The 16,364-nt window shown below is 64.3% G+C and carries 15 protein-coding genes; 7 read left to right on the forward strand and 8 right to left on the reverse strand.

The genetic code is table 11. From position 1 onward, the window contains the following. The first annotated feature begins 317 nt into the window (after nucleotides 1-317). The gene (locus AB4Z51_RS11825) at nucleotides 318-1,442 is read left to right on the forward strand and encodes a lysozyme inhibitor LprI family protein (protein ID WP_441497439.1); all 1,125 of its coding nucleotides are present in this window, start codon (nucleotides 318-320) and stop codon (nucleotides 1,440-1,442) included. A gap of 200 nt (nucleotides 1,443-1,642) precedes the next feature. Here AB4Z51_RS11825 and AB4Z51_RS11830 read toward each other — a convergent pair whose 3' ends face one another. From AB4Z51_RS11830 to AB4Z51_RS11855, 6 genes are all read right to left on the reverse strand, one after another. Beyond that, entirely contained in the window at nucleotides 1,643-2,842 is a 1,200-nt protein-coding gene (locus AB4Z51_RS11830; RefSeq protein ID WP_085398855.1) for an ABC transporter substrate-binding protein, read from the reverse strand. Nucleotides 2,843-2,923: 81 nt separating this feature from the next. Next, complete coding sequence (locus AB4Z51_RS11835; RefSeq protein WP_085398865.1) at nucleotides 2,924-4,762, reverse strand: AMP-dependent synthetase/ligase; 1,839 nt, start codon at nucleotides 4,760-4,762, stop codon at nucleotides 2,924-2,926. A 118-nt stretch (nucleotides 4,763-4,880) separates the two neighbouring features. Then, nucleotides 4,881-5,669 carry an ABC transporter ATP-binding protein gene (locus AB4Z51_RS11840; RefSeq protein ID WP_085398854.1) on the reverse strand — a complete coding sequence of 263 codons (789 nt, stop codon included), beginning with the start codon at nucleotides 5,667-5,669 and terminating at the stop codon, nucleotides 4,881-4,883. 3 nt (nucleotides 5,670-5,672) lie between these two features. Continuing rightward, nucleotides 5,673-6,431, reverse strand: a complete 759-nt coding sequence (locus AB4Z51_RS11845; RefSeq protein ID WP_085398853.1) for an ABC transporter ATP-binding protein — start codon at nucleotides 6,429-6,431, stop codon at nucleotides 5,673-5,675. After that, a complete protein-coding gene (locus AB4Z51_RS11850) occupies nucleotides 6,428-7,579 on the reverse strand; it encodes a branched-chain amino acid ABC transporter permease (protein ID WP_441497440.1) in 1,152 nt (383 codons plus the stop codon). Before AB4Z51_RS11850 ends, AB4Z51_RS11845 begins: the two co-directional genes overlap by 4 nt. 5 nt (nucleotides 7,580-7,584) lie before the next feature. Further along, nucleotides 7,585-8,460 carry a branched-chain amino acid ABC transporter permease gene (locus tag AB4Z51_RS11855; protein WP_085398851.1) on the reverse strand — a complete coding sequence of 292 codons (876 nt, stop codon included), beginning with the start codon at nucleotides 8,458-8,460 and terminating at the stop codon, nucleotides 7,585-7,587. A 263-nt stretch (nucleotides 8,461-8,723) separates the two neighbouring features. Between AB4Z51_RS11855 and AB4Z51_RS11860 the strand changes: the two genes are divergently transcribed. From AB4Z51_RS11860 to AB4Z51_RS11880, 5 genes are all read left to right on the forward strand, one after another. Continuing rightward, a complete protein-coding gene (locus tag AB4Z51_RS11860) occupies nucleotides 8,724-9,473 on the forward strand; it encodes an ABC transporter ATP-binding protein (protein WP_085398864.1) in 750 nt (249 codons plus the stop codon). Then, a complete protein-coding gene (locus tag AB4Z51_RS11865; RefSeq protein ID WP_085398850.1) occupies nucleotides 9,470-10,996 on the forward strand; it encodes a permease in 1,527 nt (508 codons plus the stop codon). The genes AB4Z51_RS11860 and AB4Z51_RS11865 overlap by 4 nt, the downstream gene beginning before the upstream one ends. A gap of 105 nt (nucleotides 10,997-11,101) precedes the next feature. Beyond that, nucleotides 11,102-11,917 carry an MBL fold metallo-hydrolase gene (locus AB4Z51_RS11870; protein WP_071916860.1) on the forward strand — a complete coding sequence of 272 codons (816 nt, stop codon included), beginning with the start codon at nucleotides 11,102-11,104 and terminating at the stop codon, nucleotides 11,915-11,917. 65 nt (nucleotides 11,918-11,982) lie between these two features. Beyond that, on the forward strand, nucleotides 11,983-12,504 hold the full coding sequence (locus AB4Z51_RS11875; protein ID WP_085398863.1) for a hypothetical protein: 522 nt from the start codon (nucleotides 11,983-11,985) through the stop codon (nucleotides 12,502-12,504). Nucleotides 12,505-12,616: 112 nt separating this feature from the next. Then, complete coding sequence (locus tag AB4Z51_RS11880) at nucleotides 12,617-13,669, forward strand: amidohydrolase family protein (RefSeq protein WP_085398848.1); 1,053 nt, start codon at nucleotides 12,617-12,619, stop codon at nucleotides 13,667-13,669. A gap of 80 nt (nucleotides 13,670-13,749) precedes the next feature. On the opposite strand, the gene AB4Z51_RS11885 is transcribed toward AB4Z51_RS11880, so the two are convergent. Further along, nucleotides 13,750-14,205, reverse strand: coding sequence for a cupin domain-containing protein (locus AB4Z51_RS11885; protein ID WP_028157215.1), 456 nt, complete (start codon nucleotides 14,203-14,205; stop codon nucleotides 13,750-13,752). Nucleotides 14,206-14,443: 238 nt separating this feature from the next. Here AB4Z51_RS11885 and AB4Z51_RS11890 point away from each other — a divergent pair, with 238 nt between their 5' ends. Then, the gene (locus tag AB4Z51_RS11890) at nucleotides 14,444-14,998 is read left to right on the forward strand and encodes a hypothetical protein (protein ID WP_135215603.1); all 555 of its coding nucleotides are present in this window, start codon (nucleotides 14,444-14,446) and stop codon (nucleotides 14,996-14,998) included. Nucleotides 14,999-15,011: 13 nt separating this feature from the next. Here AB4Z51_RS11890 and AB4Z51_RS11895 read toward each other — a convergent pair whose 3' ends face one another. Next, on the reverse strand, nucleotides 15,012-16,268 hold the full coding sequence (locus tag AB4Z51_RS11895; protein ID WP_085398846.1) for an aminopeptidase: 1,257 nt from the start codon (nucleotides 16,266-16,268) through the stop codon (nucleotides 15,012-15,014). Nucleotides 16,269-16,364 lie beyond the last annotated feature (96 nt).

Consider the following 16,364-nt stretch of genomic DNA (forward strand, 5'->3'; position numbering starts at 1 on the left):
AACGGGCCTCCGCCCCAGCCAACCATGCCCGCCGTACGTCACGCCATCGTCGATCTCATCCTTCGGCCGCCGTCTCAGCAGTGCCCATATTGCCGAAAGCAAATCCTTGAAAAACAGGGGCGCAAACACATTCTGCCAAAGTAGTGCTAACCACTAGCACCGGCCCCGGATTACGCGGAGCCTGTCATCGGGCGGCGCTTTGCGCCGACCCGTTGGCTCCATCCGGGCTACGGGTCTCGCGTAAACCGTCACGCCACAAAGCCGTTTCGCCGCGCGATCCGGGGCGCTAGCATGGCGCCTTTGCGGGGGCGTCTGGAATGCGGTTCATCTTGCTGTCTGTGCTTGCGCTGCTGGTATTGCCGGCGGCACCAGGCTCCGCGCAATCGGGCCCGTCTGACCGCTCCATCGCCGACAGGCTGCCGCTATTTGCCCGAAACAACTGCCAGCAGATCCGCGATCCCGGCAATCAATTGTTCTGCGGTGACGCCGAGCTGGCCGCCGCCGCCGAGAAGCTCGGCACGGCGATCGAGGCGCGGCTCGCCCGCCTGCCCGATCGCCTCCCCGCGATCGAGGAGAATGCGATCTGGATCCGACAGCGCAACCTCGGCTGCGGCATCGTTGGCCAGACCGCGATCCGCGCCGACGATTTCGACCGCGTGAAGGCGTGCCTTCTCAAGGTCACCGAAGAGCGCGCCGCAATAGTGCGTGATCCGGATTTCGATTGTCTCGCGGCCAACACGGCCGCGGGCGCGCTGATCTGCGCGGACCCGTCGCTGGCGCTCGCCGAAACCGAGCTCAACAGCCAGGTACTGGGCCTGATCGGCAGGCTGGACCCGACCGCGGCCCGCTTTGCCTTCGCCGAATACGGCCGATGGACGAGAGAGCGCGATCGCAAGTGCAATCTCGTCGGCAAGGAGAACGTGCCGCTTGCCGAGCTTTCGTCCGCGGAAGATTGTCTCGCCGAGCATCTGAAGCGCAAGACCGAGGAGATCGCCGCCGCCAAGGGCGATCCGAAGAAAGTGTTCGGCCGGCAGGTCGCGGCGCGCTCGCCCGACACCGACGCCGTCGATTTCTGCGCCGCACGGATTCACGCCGCCAATTCGTGCGGCAATTTCCTCCGCATCAACCGCGTCTACGCGCTCGACAGCCAGGTGACCGACCAGGAGGCGCAGGTCACGGGCGAGATCGAGATGGTCGTGCTGGCGCCCTTCACCATGTGCAGCAAGGTCGCTTCCACCTGCACCGGCACCTGCTGGGACCCCAGGACGGGCCGTCCGCAGCCCGGCCTCGGCAGCAAGGAGCGATCCGGCGAAGCCTTCAACGTCACGCGCCGCCTGAGAATCCAGCGGACCTTCGCCTTCGTCAAAGCCGCCGACGGCTGGCGCTGCCGGGAAGACGAGCTCGCGCCGGTGAATTCGGGCRCGGCGGGTGGGGGATCGTAGGTTCTCCCCGTGGCGTGCTTTCTTCCTTCTCCCCTTGTGGGAGAAGGTGGCGCGCACATCGTGCGCGCCGGATGAGGGGTTCTCTCCACTCGCACGACCATTCATGAGGATAGAGACCCCTCACCCGGCTTCGCTCACGCGAAGCCACCCTCTCCCGCAAGGGGAGAGGGTGCACCGTCAGCGCCGCAAGAGCGAAGCCATCAAAACATCAGATTGTCCTTCACCAGCACCCAGCGGCCGTTCTTCACCTGCTGCACCTGGGTGACGGTGGTGGCGAGATGGTTGGTCTTCGAGAACACCGTCGGCGGCGAATTAAAGATATCCTGGAACTTGTCGCCGGACTCCAGCGCGTCGAGCATCTTCTGGCCAGTGAGATCCTTGCCGGCCTTGTTGGCATAATGCGCGAACGTCATCACCGCATTGTAGCCGATGATCGCCTGGGTGTTGGCGTCGGCGTTGAACATCTTCTTGTAATTGACGAGCCAGTCCTTCACCTTTCCCTTCGCGGTGTCTTCGTAGGGAATTTCGAAGTTCGAGGCGGAATACAAGCCTTCCACCACTTCCTTGCCGAGCGCCGGCACTTCGAGCACGTTAACGGGCGTGGCGCCGAGGAAGGTGACGTCCCATCCGAGCTTCTTCGCTTCACCCATCGTGCCGATCGGCTCACGGAGGACCGCGCCGAGCACGACGAGGTCGCAACCGTCGGACTTCATCTTGGCGACCTGCGCGCTGAAATCGGAGGCGCCGCGCTTGTAGCTCGTGATCGAGGCCGGCTGCAGCTTCATGGCGGTGAGCTGCTGGTTGAAGCCGTCGAGCACGTTTTTGCCGTACTCGTCGTCCTGATGCAGGATGCACGGCTTCTTGAAATTCTTTGCCTCTATCATGTATTTGAGCGCTGCGCGTGTGCTCTCGACATAGGGCAGGAGGTTGTTGAACTTCAGCCGCTCCTGCGGCTTGGCCGGATCGAACTTGAAGGTGAACTCGGCCGCCGTCAGCGGGAAGAGCTGAAGCACGCCGGCGTCGAGCAGGATATCCTGCGCAGCGAGCACGGTCGGCGATCCCATTGGTCCCACCATCGCGAAAATCTTGTCGCGCTCGATCAGCTTTTGCGAAGCCAGCACCGCTTTCTTCGGATCGTAGCCCGAGTCCTCGACAACCAGCTTGATCTTGCGGCCCTGGACACCGCCGGCCGCGTTGATCTCCTCGACCGCCATCTTCATGCCGTTGGAGACCGGGACGCCCCAGCCCTTGATCGGCCCCGACAGGTCCTGATGGGTGCCGATGACGATCTCGGATGCCGAGATGCCATCGTTGGTGACCTTGGTTTGCGCCGCGGCCGGCAGACAGGTGAGCACCACGGCGCTCACAGCAAGGCCGAGCGTGCTGAACGATTTCGACATTGACGTCTCCTCTCCTTTGGGCCCGTATGGTGCGAAGGGCGGGGGCCACAGCTCCTTCGCTTTCTCGAACTGGCAGGCTCGTCACGCCACCGCGCGCTGGCGATACATCGCCTCGATCTCGGCAGCGTAACGCTTGTTCACGAAGCCGCGCTTCAGCTTCATGGTCGGCGTCAGCTCCTCGTCCTCCGGGGTCAGCTGGCGCTCGATCAGGTAAAATCTCTTGATGGTCTCGACGCGGGCGAAATTGCCGTTGACGCCTTCGATCTCGCGCCAGATCAGGTCCTGGATCTCCGCCGCGCGGCACAGGCTCGCATAATTGGTGAAGGGGATGTCGTGGTCCTGGGCGAATTTCTCGACATTCTCCTGGTCGATCATCACGAGGCAGGTGAGATAAGGCCGCTTGTCGCCGATCACCACGGCATCCGAGATGTAGGGCGAGAATTTGAGCTGGTTCTCGATCTCGGACGGCGTGACGTTCTTTCCGCCGGAGGTGATGATGATGTCCTTCATCCGGTCGGTGACGCGGACAAAGCCTTCGTTATCGATGGTGCCGACGTCGCCGGTGTGCAGCCAGCCGCGATGGTCGATGGTCTCGGCGGTCTTCTCGGGCTGATTCAGATAGCCCATGAACAGGAAGTCGCCCTTGATCAGGATCTCGCCATCGGGCGACAGCGCGACCTCGCCCCAGGACACGGCAGTGCCGACCGAGCCGAACTTGATGCGTTCCGCCGGCATCATAGTCGCGACGCCGCAGTTCTCGGTCTGGCCATAGACCTCGTGCATGTCGATGCCGAGCGCGAGATACCAGCGGATCAGCTCTGGTGCGATCGGCGCAGCGCCGGTGAACGCGATGCGGCAGCGGTCGAGCCCCATCATGCGGCGGATGTTGCGGAACGCGAGCCGGTAGGCGATGCCGTTGGCGATGCGCAGCGAGAGCGGGGGCGCCCTGCCCTCGATCCGGCAATCGACCATGCGATAGCCGACCTTGATGGCGCGGCGATAGACCCATTGCTGGAGCGGCGTCGCGTCCTTCAGCGCGATCGTGACGGAGGAATAGAACTTCTCCCAGATGCGAGGCACCGCAAAGAAGACGGTCGGCTGCACCTCGCGCAGATTGTCCGGCACCGTCTCCGGGCTCTCGGCGAAATTCATCACCGAGCCGAGTGCGACCGAGATGTAGTAGCCGGCGACCCGCTCGGCGACGTGGCAGAGCGGAAGGAAGATCAGCCGGTCTTCGTCCTCCCGCGCCGAGATGAAATCGTTGGCATGCCGCATCTGGTGCGTCACGCTGCGGTTCGCGTGCATCGCGCCCTTGGGCGGACCGGTGGTGCCCGAGGTGTAGACGAGGATGACAAGGTCGTCCGCGCTGCGGCTGTCGATCATCTCCTGCCACAGCGCCTCGCGGCCGACCATGTGGTTGCGGCCGAGCGCACGGAACTCGTCGAGCGACATCACCATGTCGTCGAAGAAGCCGCTGAGGCCCTCCATGTCGAACACGATGACCTTTTGCAGGGACGGACAGCGCGCGCGGCAGGCGAGCACCTTGTCGAGTTGCTCCTCGTCCTCGGCGAAGATCACCTTGGTCCGGGAATCGTTGACCAGGTATTCGACCTGGGAGGATGCATCGGTCGGATAGATTCCAGAGGAAACACCGCCGGCGCACAAAATCCCCATGTCGGCATGAACCCATTCCGGCACGGCATTGGCGATGACGGAGGCGACGTCGCCGGGCAGAAAGCCGGAGGCGCGAAGCGCGTAGGCGATCTCCTTCGAGATCTCCAGCCACTCGCGCCAGCTGGTCGGCTGCCAGATGCCGAATTTCTTCTCGCGAATAGCCGGCCTGTCGCCCCGCGTCTCGGCGGCGCGCAAGAAGCTCTTCGCGATCGTATCAGCGACCGTCAGCACCGCCGGTCGGGCCATGCGCGTCTCCTCCTTGTCGCTCTCCCCTCCGCTGCCTGCCTTGCCGGCGGTCTGTCGTTGCGGATGGGCCAATCCATTTAACGCCTTCCCCTAGCGCCAAGTCTTCGGCGCCAAATCTTCAGCGCCAGGTCTTCTTCTTTTTCCAGCGGCGCTCGCCTCGCGCGCCCGCCTCCTTGGCGCCGAGGTAGAATTCCTGGATGTCCTGGGAATGCATCAAGCGGTCGCAGGTGTCATTCATCACGACGCGGCCGATCTCGAGCACGTAGCCGTAATGCGCCGTCTCCAGCGCCACCTTGGCGTTCTGCTCGACCAGCAGGATCGACATGCCCTGCTCCTCGTTGACGCGGCGGATGATGGTGAAAATCTCCTTCATCAGCAGCGGCGACAGGCCGAGCGAGGGCTCGTCGAGCAGCAGCAAGGTCGGCCGGTTCATCAGCGCACGCCCGATCGCGAGCATCTGCTGCTCGCCGCCGGAAAGCTGGCCGGCCGGCTGGTTGATGCGCTCCTTCAGACGCGGGAAATAGCCGTAGACGCGCTCCAGATCCTCCGCGACGCCATCACGATCCCGGCGCGGATACGCCCCCATCATCAGGTTCTCACGCACCGAGAGGAACGGGAACACCTCGCGCCCCTCCGGCACATGGCTGAGACCCAGCCGCACGATCCGGTCCGCCTCCATACGCTGGATCGACTTGCCCATGAATTCGATCGTGCCCTTCTGCGGATCCAGAATGCCCGAGATCGTCTTCAGCACCGTCGTCTTGCCGGCGCCGTTGGCGCCGAGCAGGGTGACGATGCGGCCGCGCGGCACCTCCAGCGAGATGCCGCGGATCGCCATGATCGGCCCGTAATAGCTCTCGATGTTGGAGAGCTTCAGGATGATGTCGGGCGTGACGGCGGCATCCATGCGTCAGGCTCCCAGATACGCGGCGACGACATCGGGATGCTGCTGCACCTCGGCAGGCGAGCCCATCGCCAGCACGCGGCCATAGTTCAGCGCGATGACGCGATCGGAGACGCGGTTGACCAGCGACATGTCGTGTTCGACCATCAGCACGGTGACGCCGAGCTCGTTCTTCATGTCGCGGATCCAGAAAGACATGTCGCCGGTCTCCTCGACATTCAGTCCGGAGGACGGCTCGTCGAGCAGGATCAGTTTCGGCTCCGAGCAAAGTGCGCGCGCCAGCTCGATCACCTTGCGCACGCCGTAGGGCAGGCCGGAGATCAGCTTGTCGCGATAGGGTTCGAGATCGAGGAACTCGATCACCTGCTCGACCCTGCGGCGATGCACCTTCTCGTTCGCCCGCACGCTCGGCAGGAACAGCAGCTCCTGCCAGAGCTGGGTGGTCGAGTGACGGTGGCGGCCGACCAGGAGGTTGGCGAGCACGGTCGCGTTCTCGAACAGCTCGATGTTCTGGAAGGTTCGCGCGATGCCGAGCCTGGCGATGTCGTAGGGCGGCTGCTCCGTGATGTCCTGGTCTTCGAAGAAGATGCGGCCCGTGGTCGGCCGGTAGATCCGCGAGATCAGGTTGAAGATCGAGCTCTTGCCGGCACCGTTCGGCCCGATGATCGAGAGGATCTCGCCCTTCTCGACCGCGAAGGATACCGCATCGACCGCCTTCAGCCCTCCGAAATGCAGCGACAGGTTCTCCGCGCGAAAATAGCTCATCGGTTGCGCTCCGACTTCACGTAGATCTTCTGCCGCTTGAAGGTCGCGCGCTTGTAGAGCGGGAACAGCTGGAAGAAGAGCTTGATCTTGAGCCAGCGGCCGTAGAGCCCGAGCGGCTCGAACAGCACGAACAGCACGATGATGATGCCGTAGATCGCGCCCTTCAGCCCGTTGAGCGAGGCGAAGGCCGCGACTTTCGACTGGATATTGCCCGCAGTCGCCGCGCCCGCCCCGAACGTCGCGGCAATGCCGGCGATGATGCCGGGCAAGTCGTCCTTCAGATAGGTCAGGAACGGGTCGATCATCACGATGAAGATCGCGCCCAGCACCGCGCCGTGCAGGCTGAAGGTGCCGCCGATCAGGATCACGATGATGAACTCGATCGAGAGCTGGAGCGTGAACATCTCCGGCGAGATGAAGGAGAGCTTGTGCGCGAACAGCACGCCGGCAAAGCCGGTGATCGCCGCCGAGATCGCAAAGGACTTCACCTTGTACAGCGCGACGTTGACGCCCATGCTGCGCGCCGCGGTCTCGCTGTCGCGGATCGCGACGAACGCGCGCCCTGTCGGCGAGYGCAGCAGATTGAGCGTGCCGACGATGGTCAACACCAGCACGGCCAGGCAGAGGAAATAGAAGGTCGGGCTGTCGCGCGGGACGGTGACGCCGAGCAGCGACAATGTCTTGACCCGCATGCCCTCGTTGCCGTTGGTGACGCTCTCCCAGCGCGCCAGGATCTCCTCGACGATCAGGGCAAAGGAGATGGTGGCGATGACGAGGTAGATGCCGGTCAGGCGCAGGGCGGGAAAGCCGACCATCGCGCCGATCAACCCGGTCAGGGCACCGGCGGCGAGGAAATAGACCGGGAACGGCACGTTGTATTTCTGCAAGTATGCCGCCGTGTAAGCGCCGATCGCGAGGAACGCGGCGTGGCCCAGCGAGGCTTGCCCGGTAAAACCGGTCAGGATCAGAAGGCCGACACCGACCGTCGCGTAGATGCAGACGAAGACGAGCTGGCTCATCAGATAGCTGGAGAGCACATAGGGCGCGATCAGCAGCAGCGCGAGCAGGATGCCGTAGGAGACGACGTAGCCCGAATGCGGGAACAGCTTGATGTCGTCCTCATAGTCGGTCTTGAACAGGAAGCGCATGGCGTTCAGACCTTCTTGCGGACGTGAAGGCCGAACAGGCCTTCAGGCTTGAGCAAGAGCACGGCGAGCAGCACGAGATAGGGCGCGACGTCCTTCCAGCCCTCCGCCAGATAGAAGCCGGCCATGCTCTCGATCACGCCGATCAGCACGCCGCCGACGACCGCGCCGGGGATCGAGCCGAAGCCGCCGAGGACTGCGGCGGGAAACGCCTTGAGGCCGAGCACGAGGCCGACATTGGAATGGATGAACGTGATCGGCGCCAGCAGCACGCCGGCGCAGGTCGCRACCGCCGCGCTGATCGCCCAGACCACCGACACTACGCGCTTGACCGGGATGCCCATGTAATAGGCCGCCAGCATATTCTCGGAACTGGCGCGCATCGCGGTGCCGAGCGTGGTCCTGTTGAAGAACAGCCAGAGCAGCGCGCACAGGATCATCGTCGCGGCGATCACCGAGAGCTTGTCATAGGCCAGCACCAGCGAGCCGACGCGCAGCACGCCATGGCTGAACGGCGTCTCGATCTTCAGATCGTCGGTGCCCCAGATCATCCCGGCGACCGAGCGCAAGAAATAGCCGAGGCCGATGGTGGCCATGATGATGGAGAATTGCGGATAGCCGAGGATCGGCCGCACCACCACGCGCTCTGCCAGCATGCCGAACAACGCCATGGCAGCCACCGCACCGGCAAAGCCGATCCAGTAGTTCAGTCCCATCATGCCGATGAAGGTGAAGGCGAAGAAGCCGCCCAGCATCATCAAATCGCCCTGGGCGAAATTGACGACCTCGGTGGCCTTGTAGACGAGCACGAAGCCGAGCGCGATCAGGCCGTAGACGCAGCCGAGCGCAACACCGCTGACCAGCTGCTGAACGAAATCCAGCATCGCCGCGCTTCCTCCCGATACAACCGGCGGCTCTTCGCGACCGCCTTGCTGCATCTTGTGTCCAGTCGCTACGCGGTCGTTTCGCCGCGTTAGCGCCATTTGTCCCGACGCCAATTCAGCCTGAACCGTCCAGCGCTGTCAACAAACGGTGACTTGCCATTAGTAGCAACCGGATGGCGGAATTTGTGGGCCGTAGATTCACGGTGCCGAAACATCTTGGGATCATGGTCGCGAGCGATGCAAAACCGGATGGTATGGCCGTCATGAAGCCGGACAGATCGGCGCTGGAAGTCCTGGGGTTAACGAAGCGTTTTGACCGTCTGGCGGTCGACAGCCTCGATCTCACTATTCACGCCGGCGAATTCTATGCGCTGGTCGGCCCCAACGGCGCCGGCAAGACCACCACTTTGCGCATGGTTGCGGGCCTGTTGCGGCCCGATGCCGGCGCGGTCACGATCTTCGGCATCGATGCGCTCGCAAATCCCGTCGCCGCCAAGCAGGTGATGGCGTGGGTGTCCGATGAGCCCATGATCTACGACAAGCTGACGCCGCTTGAGTACCTCGAATTCGTCGCCGGGCTCTGGGGCATCGCGCCGTCGGTCTCGGAACCGGTCGCGCAGGACCTCCTGACCTCGCTCGGGCTCGAGCCGCACCGGCACGAACGCTGCGAAGGCTTTTCCAAGGGCATGCGCCAGAAGGTCGCTCTCGCCGGCGCGCTGGTGCACGATCCCCGCCTCATCATCCTCGACGAACCGCTGACCGGCCTCGATGCCGTTTCCGCCCGCCACGTGAAGGGGCTGCTGAGCGAGCGCGTCCGCGCCGGCTGCACGGTCATCATGACCACGCATATTCTCGAGGTGGCCGAACGCATGGCCGACCGCATCGGCGTGATCGCCTCGGGCCGTCTGGTCGCCGAGGGCACGCTGACCGAGCTGCGCCAGCAGAACGGCCATGCCGACACCAGCCTGGAAGATCTCTTCATCGCGCTGGTCACGCTTCCGGAAGCCGCATGAGCTCGGCAACCGCACTGTCCTGGTTTGCCCGCCACGAGCTCCGGCTCGCCTGGCGCGAATGGTTCGCCATGATGACCGGCGGGCGGCGCAAGCGGGCGCGCGCCGCAATGATCGGCCTGCTGTTCTTCGCGGCCCTCCTACACGTACCGGCCTGGGCTGTGATCGGCCGCTTCGCCGACCTGCAGCTGCCGCTCGACAAATCCTCGCTGATCGTGATCTCGGCGACGATCTTTCTCGCCTGGACGCTGATGCTGTCGCAGGCGATCGAATCGGTGACGCGGGTGTTTTACGCCCGCGCCGATCTCGACCTGATCATGTCCTCGCCCGCGATGCTGGCCAATCTGTTCTCGGTGCGCATCGCCGCGATCGCACTGGCCGTCACCGTGATGGCGCTGCTGTTCTCGACGCCGTTCATCGACGTGCTGGTGATCGGCGGCGGCGCGCGCTGGCTCGCGGCGTTCGGCGTCGTCGTCGCCATGGGCCTCTCGGCCGCGGCGATCGCGATCGCCATCACCATCCTGCTGTTCCGCCTGATCGGCCCGGCGCGCACGCGCTTCGTCGCCCAGGTCCTCGCCGCGATGATCGGCGCCGGTTTCGTGATCGCGCTCCAGGTCGCCGCGATCATGTCCTATGGCACGCTGTCGCGCTTCACCATCCTGACCTCGGGCAGCTTCGCCGCCTACGCGCCCGACGTCGACAGCATCTGGTGGTGGCCGGCGCGGGCGGCCATGGGCGACAGCGAGGCGCTGCTGCTGCTCCTGGCGCTCGGGCTCGTGCTGCTCGGCAGCGTGATGGCGGTCTTCTCGCACCGCTTTGCCGATACCGCAATCGATGCCGCCGCTTACGGCGCCTCCGGCAGCAAGGCCGCGAAACAGCGCCCGTTCCGCGGCGGATCGCGGCAACAGGCGCTGCGGCGCAAGGAATTTTCGCTGCTCTGGCGCGATCCCTGGCTGATCTCGCAGACGCTGATGCAGCTGCTCTATTTGGTGCCGCCGGCGCTGCTGCTCTGGCGCAATTTTGCCGACAGCTCCGCGGCGCTGACGCTGATCACACCTGTCATCGTGATGGCGGCGGGACAGCTCGCGGGCGGGCTCGCCTGGCTGACGATCTCGGGCGAGGACGCGCCCGACCTGGTCGCGACCGCGCCGCTGACGCCGTCCAGCGTCATCCGCGCCAAGATCGAGGTGGTGCTGATCGCCATCGCCGCCATCTTCTGCCCGCTGATCGCGGCACTCGCTTTCGCCTCGCCGTTCCAGGCCGCGGTCAGTGCCGGTGCTGTCATCATCAGCGCGGCCTCCGCCACCGCAATCCAGCTCTGGTTCCGCGTGCAGGCCCGGCGCAGCCAATTCCGCCGCCGCCAGACCTCGTCGCGGCTCGCGACCTTCGCCGAAGCCTTCTCCTCGATCGGCTGGGCCGCCAGCGCAGCGCTGCTGCTCGCCCTCCCCATCGCCGGCCTCATCAGCGGCCTGATCACCGCGGGCCTCATCGCCATCACCTGGAAGTTCAGCCCAAGGCGCAACTAAAAGCCGGGAGTAAGGCTGCGACACTGACGCGCTGTTGATCGCTGCCTATTGGCCACGCGCTGCATTGCACGCTAGACTTCTTCCGAAGTCATCGGGGACGGATTCATGCGGCGACTGGTTTCAGCGGCTCTGGCGCTGTTCGGCGCATTCCTCTCTCCTGCTCTCGCCCAGCAGCCACCTCAGCGGAGCGAATGCCTGGCGATGGCAAACGCCATGCCCCGCGCAATGCCGGCCGCCTTCCGGCAGGCCGCAGGCTCGGCTGAAGTCCAGATCACCTATGCCGGCCATTCCACCTATTTCATCGACACGCCCGGCGGCTTGCGCATCGCGACCGACTACAGCGGCGCCTACCAGGTCGGACGTCTGCCCGATGTCGTCACCATGAACCGGGCGCACAGCACCCACTACTCTTTATTTCCCGACAAGCGCATTCCCCATGTGCTGCATGGCTGGGGCGAGGACGGCAAGCCGGCCGTCGTGTCGGAGCGCATCGGCGACACCTTCATCCGCAACGTCACGACCGACATCCGCCGCTATTTCGGTGACGATTCCGGCACCGATATGATCCGCGACGGCAATTCGATCTTCATCTTCGAGGTCGCCGGCCTCTGCATCGGCCATCTCGGCCATCTCCACCACAAGCTCGACGAAACCCATTTCGCCCAGATCGGGCGGCTCGACATCGTGATGGTGCCGATCGACGGCACCTACACCATGTCGCTCGACGGCGTCTCCGAGATCACCAAGCGGCTGCGCGCCTCTGTGGTGCTGCCGATGCACCGCTTCGCCACCCCGCTCGACGAGTTCATGCACCTCATCGGCCGCCAGTTCGAGATCGACCGGCGCAGCGAGCGCTCCTTCCGGATGTCGCGGGACGCGCTGCCGACGACGCCGACAGTGATCATCCTCGACGGCGTCTGACGCGCAATTTTCTCCAAGTCGATTGGCGTTCGTTCGTGCTGATCTCCTCACGACAGGAGATCGACATGACCGACTTTGCCAGACTTTTGCACGCGGACGGACCGAACCCCGAGCACGCGGCAGCGCTCCAGCTTTACGGCCGCTTCGTCGGCGACTGGGATGCCGGGATCACCGCTCATGGCCCCGACGGAACCAAGCACACCGCGCCCGGCGAAATCCATTTCGGCTGGGTGCTGGAAGGCCGCGCCGTTCAGGATGTCTGGATCATCCCTCGCCCAGCGGCTGCGCCGGCGTTTGCGATCGCCGGCAATTGGTACGGCACGACGCTGCGGGTCTACGACCCCTCCATTTCCGCGTGGCGGATTTCCTGGTTCGATCCCGGTCGTAGCGTGTTCCGCCAGCAGGTCGGCCACCCGCGCGGCGCGGACATCGTGCAGGAAGGCACGACCGATGCGGGCGACCTGACACGCTGGAGTTTCACGGAGATTACCGATGATTCCTTCCATTGGCTCGGCGAAGTGAAGCCGGCAGCCGCCGTCGATTGGCGGCTTGTGGTCGATGTGAGGGCGAAGCGGCGCAAGGGCTAACGACGGCGTCGCTGTGCTCGCGATGACGGGTGCGGTTGCGCAGCACGCGCAGCTGGATGCGGAGACGAGGTGCTAGGCTCCCCCCACAAAAAACATAAGGGAGCGAATGCCGATGGCTGCAAGCGGTGTGCCCGCCAACACGAGCGGGCTATTCGTCGAGCCGCGCGAGGACTGGCTCGCGCAATATCAGGAGGAGATCATCGATCCCTTGCGGCCGATCGTCGATCCTCATCACCATCTCTGGAATCGCGGGCATCGCTATCTGATCGAGGAGATGGCGGCCGATATCGCCTCCGGGCACAACATCATCGCCACCGTCTATGTCGACTGCCGTTCGATGTATCGCGCGCACGGGCCCGAGGCATTCCGGCCGGTCGGCGAAGTCGAGTTCGCCAACGGCGTCGCCGCCATGAGCGCAAGCGGCGGCTACGGCACGGCCGCGATCTGCGCCGGCATCGTCAGCCACGTGAACCTGCTGCTGGGCGATGCCGCCAAGCCGGTGCTGGAAGCCGAGATCGCGGCGGGCAACGGCCGCTTCCGCGGCATCAGGCATTCCTCGGCCTGGGACGAAGACCCTGTCGTCGCCGGCATGTATGCCAACCGGCCGAAGGGGTTGTTGCGGGATCCGACTTTCCGCAAAGGCTTTGCCTGCCTCGCACCGCTGAACCTGAGCTTCGATGCCTGGCTGTTTCACCCGCAGATCGGCGAGCTGACCGAGCTCGCGCGCGCCTTTCCCGACACCAAAATCGTGCTCGACCATTGCGGCGGCCCGGCCGGCGTCGGTCGCTTTGCCGGGCGGCGCGAAGAGGTGTTTCCGCAATGGCGCGCCTCGATCCAGGAGATCGCGAAGTGCGGGAACGTCTCGGTGAAACTCGGTGGGCTCGCGATGTGCCTGCTCGGCTATGACTTCCATCTGCGCGCGAAGCCGCCGTCATCCGAGGAGCTTGCCGCGGCCTGGCGGCCCTATGTCGAGACCTGCATCGAGGCGTTCGGCCCCAGGCGCGCGATGTTCGAGAGCAATTTCCCGCCGGACAAGGGCCAGTGCAGCTACCAGGTGATCTTCAACGCGTTCAAGCGTATCGCGGCGCCCTTGAGCGAGGCCGAGAAGACGGCGCTGTTCTCGCAGACGGCGACCGATGTCTACCGGCTCGAACTGCCGTCATGACGAGAAGAGGGGCCGGGATGTCGGTCCCGGCCCCTCTTCCGTCGTGGCCGCTGGGAAGCGTCCTTGGATATRCTTGAACTCTAGCCAGCCCCCAACAGCGAGGCGGGGCGGCGCTCGCCGGCGGAGACGAACATCCGCTTGAGCTTGTTGACGACGCGGATCAGGAATCCGATCATCACGGGATTGGTCTTGCGGCAGAAGGCGATCTTCTTGACGTGGCCTTCGACATGCCATTTGGCATGCGCGCCGTCGCGGAAGAAGATGACGTCGCCGGGCCCATAGCGCTTCGGCGGCATGCCGTCGCTTTCGAGCACGATCGATCCTTCCATGATCATGATCGTCTCGTCGATGTCGTAGTACCAGTTGAAGCGGCCTTCGGTGCACTGCCAGATGATGGTCGAGGCGGTGCCGTCTGCGCTGGTGGACAGGATGTGCGAGCGCGACACCGGATTGCCTTCGATAATCCAGGACGGCTCGATCGGCCGCAGCTCGAGATCCACGTTGCAACTGCTGATTTCAATCAATGACGGCGACATCTGCTTCCCCAGGGAATAAAATATGTATGGCCGGGTCTGGGCCCGGATTGTTTCCAAAGATGTTGGAACGCTAGTAGCCGGTTTTTAATTCTTTCTTACGCAGGCGCCGACAATCAGCCGCAAGTTGCAGTGCGAAGAGGTTAACGTCGGGATTTGCCTGCAAATTCGCGCACATGAACCCATTTTTTCCGGGGTGCGACAAAGTGCGCGAAAGTGACCAGCGAAGGAGCCCACACCGATGCCCCTCACCCCGGAGGTTCTGACAGCCCAAGGCGAGGTCGTCGCGTGGCTCGGCAGCCTCGATGTTTCCTTCGCAACCGAAGATGAGCCCTGGTTCACCATCGACGGCGTCGAAAACCCCCGGCAGATCGGCAGCGACGGCTGCGGCGGCACCTTCGTGCTGCTGCCGTCGCGGAATGTGCTCTACGTCTCATCGGAGGGCCGCGCAGGAATTATCGCCGGCACGTTCGAGGCCTTCATCCAGCTCGTTGTCGCCCGCCCCTACTGGCTGGACATCCTCAAATTCTCCGCCGGCGGCGATCTCGCGGAGATGCGGCGCGCGGCGGATGCGCTGGAGGCGACACTGGACGAGGAGGATGACGTCAACGCGGCCCGCGAGGAAATTCGCGGCGGCCTCGACCTGCCCGAGGCGGACGATCCCATCGGTGCGCTTTACGAGGCGGTCGCCACGTCCGACGCCATCGTGCGGGCCACCGACGGCAGCCCGTTCACGACGCTGTTCAACCGCTTCAGCATCGACAACAACCGGATGCTGCGCAACGCGGCGGCGTAAGAGAACGAACGGACTACTTCGCCCACTCGCCCTTGCGGAACACCGGCACCTTGCTTCCGTCGGCGAGAATGCCGTCGATGTCGGTCTCGGCAGAACCGATCATCCAGTCGATATGGATCAGGCTCTGGTTGCCGCCTTGCGCGGCGATCTGCTGCGGCGTCAGCTGCGCGCCGTTGACGAAGCATTTCGAATAGCACTGGCCGAGCGCGATGTGCGAGGCCGCGTTCTCGTCGAACAGCGTGTTGTAGAACAACAGCCCGCTCTGCGAGATCGGCGAGGAATGCGGCACCAGCGCCACCTCGCCGAGACGCCGCGCGCCTTCGTCGGTGTCGAGCACCTTGTTCAGCACCTCCGCGCCGCGCGATGCCTTTGCGTCGACGATCTTGCCGTCCTCGAAGCGCACCGCGATGTTGTCGATCAGCGTGCCCTGGTAGGACAGCGGCTTCGAGCTCACGACATGGCCAAAGACGCGCCGGCAATGCGGCGTGGTGAAAACCTCTTCGGTCGGGATATTGGCGTTGCAACTGATGCCGTTCTTGGACAGCGAGGCGCCGCCCTCCCACTCGTGTCCGTCGGCAAGCCCGATGGAGAGGTCGATGCCGGGACCTGAATATTGCAGCGCGCGAAAACGCTGGCCGTTGAGCCAGTTGGTACGCTCGCGCAACACCGCGTTGTGGCTCGCCCAATTGCCCATCGCATCCTCGCGGTCGACGCGGGAGGCCGCGAAGATCGCGTCTGCCAGCTTGCCGATCGCAACGTCCTCGGGATCATCTGGGAAGACCTGTTTGGCCCATGACGGGCTCGGATAGGCGATGATGTTCCAGTTGGTGTCGAAATTGACGATTTTTTCCAGCGCCGGCTGATAGGCTATCGAATTGGCCTTGCTGGCGCGCGCCACCTTGGAAGGATCTTCGCCGGACAGCAGCATCGGATTGTCGCCGACGATGGCGAGCCGCGCGGTGTTGTCGGAGAACGCCTTGGCCATGCCCTCATAGAGCCAGTTGGCGGCACGATCGAAGCTGTTGTCCTGGCCGTGGCGGTAGCGCGCCAGCGTCATCTCCTCATCCGACAGGATCGGCGTCACGATACCGGCGCCGGCCTTGTAGGCGTGCACGGCGATCCGCCGCACCAGCGGCAGCGCGATCGCGGGCGCCGTCAAGAGCAGATCCTGTCCCGGCCGCAAGCCCAGGCCCACCTTCACCGCCACCTCGGCCAGCCGGTCGAGTTTCACGGGATCGATGGGAACGGCGGAATTGCGGTGATCAATCATGCGGGGTCCTCTGCCGAAGCTCTCTCGTTCAATCTAAGTCTAGCATCGCAAGGCGCAAGTGCGCGAGCGCCTTGCGACACGGAGAGATACGGAGTT

It is taken from the genome of Bradyrhizobium sp. 2TAF36, assembly GCF_052114925.1.
Lineage (GTDB): Bacteria > Pseudomonadota > Alphaproteobacteria > Rhizobiales > Xanthobacteraceae > Bradyrhizobium > Bradyrhizobium barranii.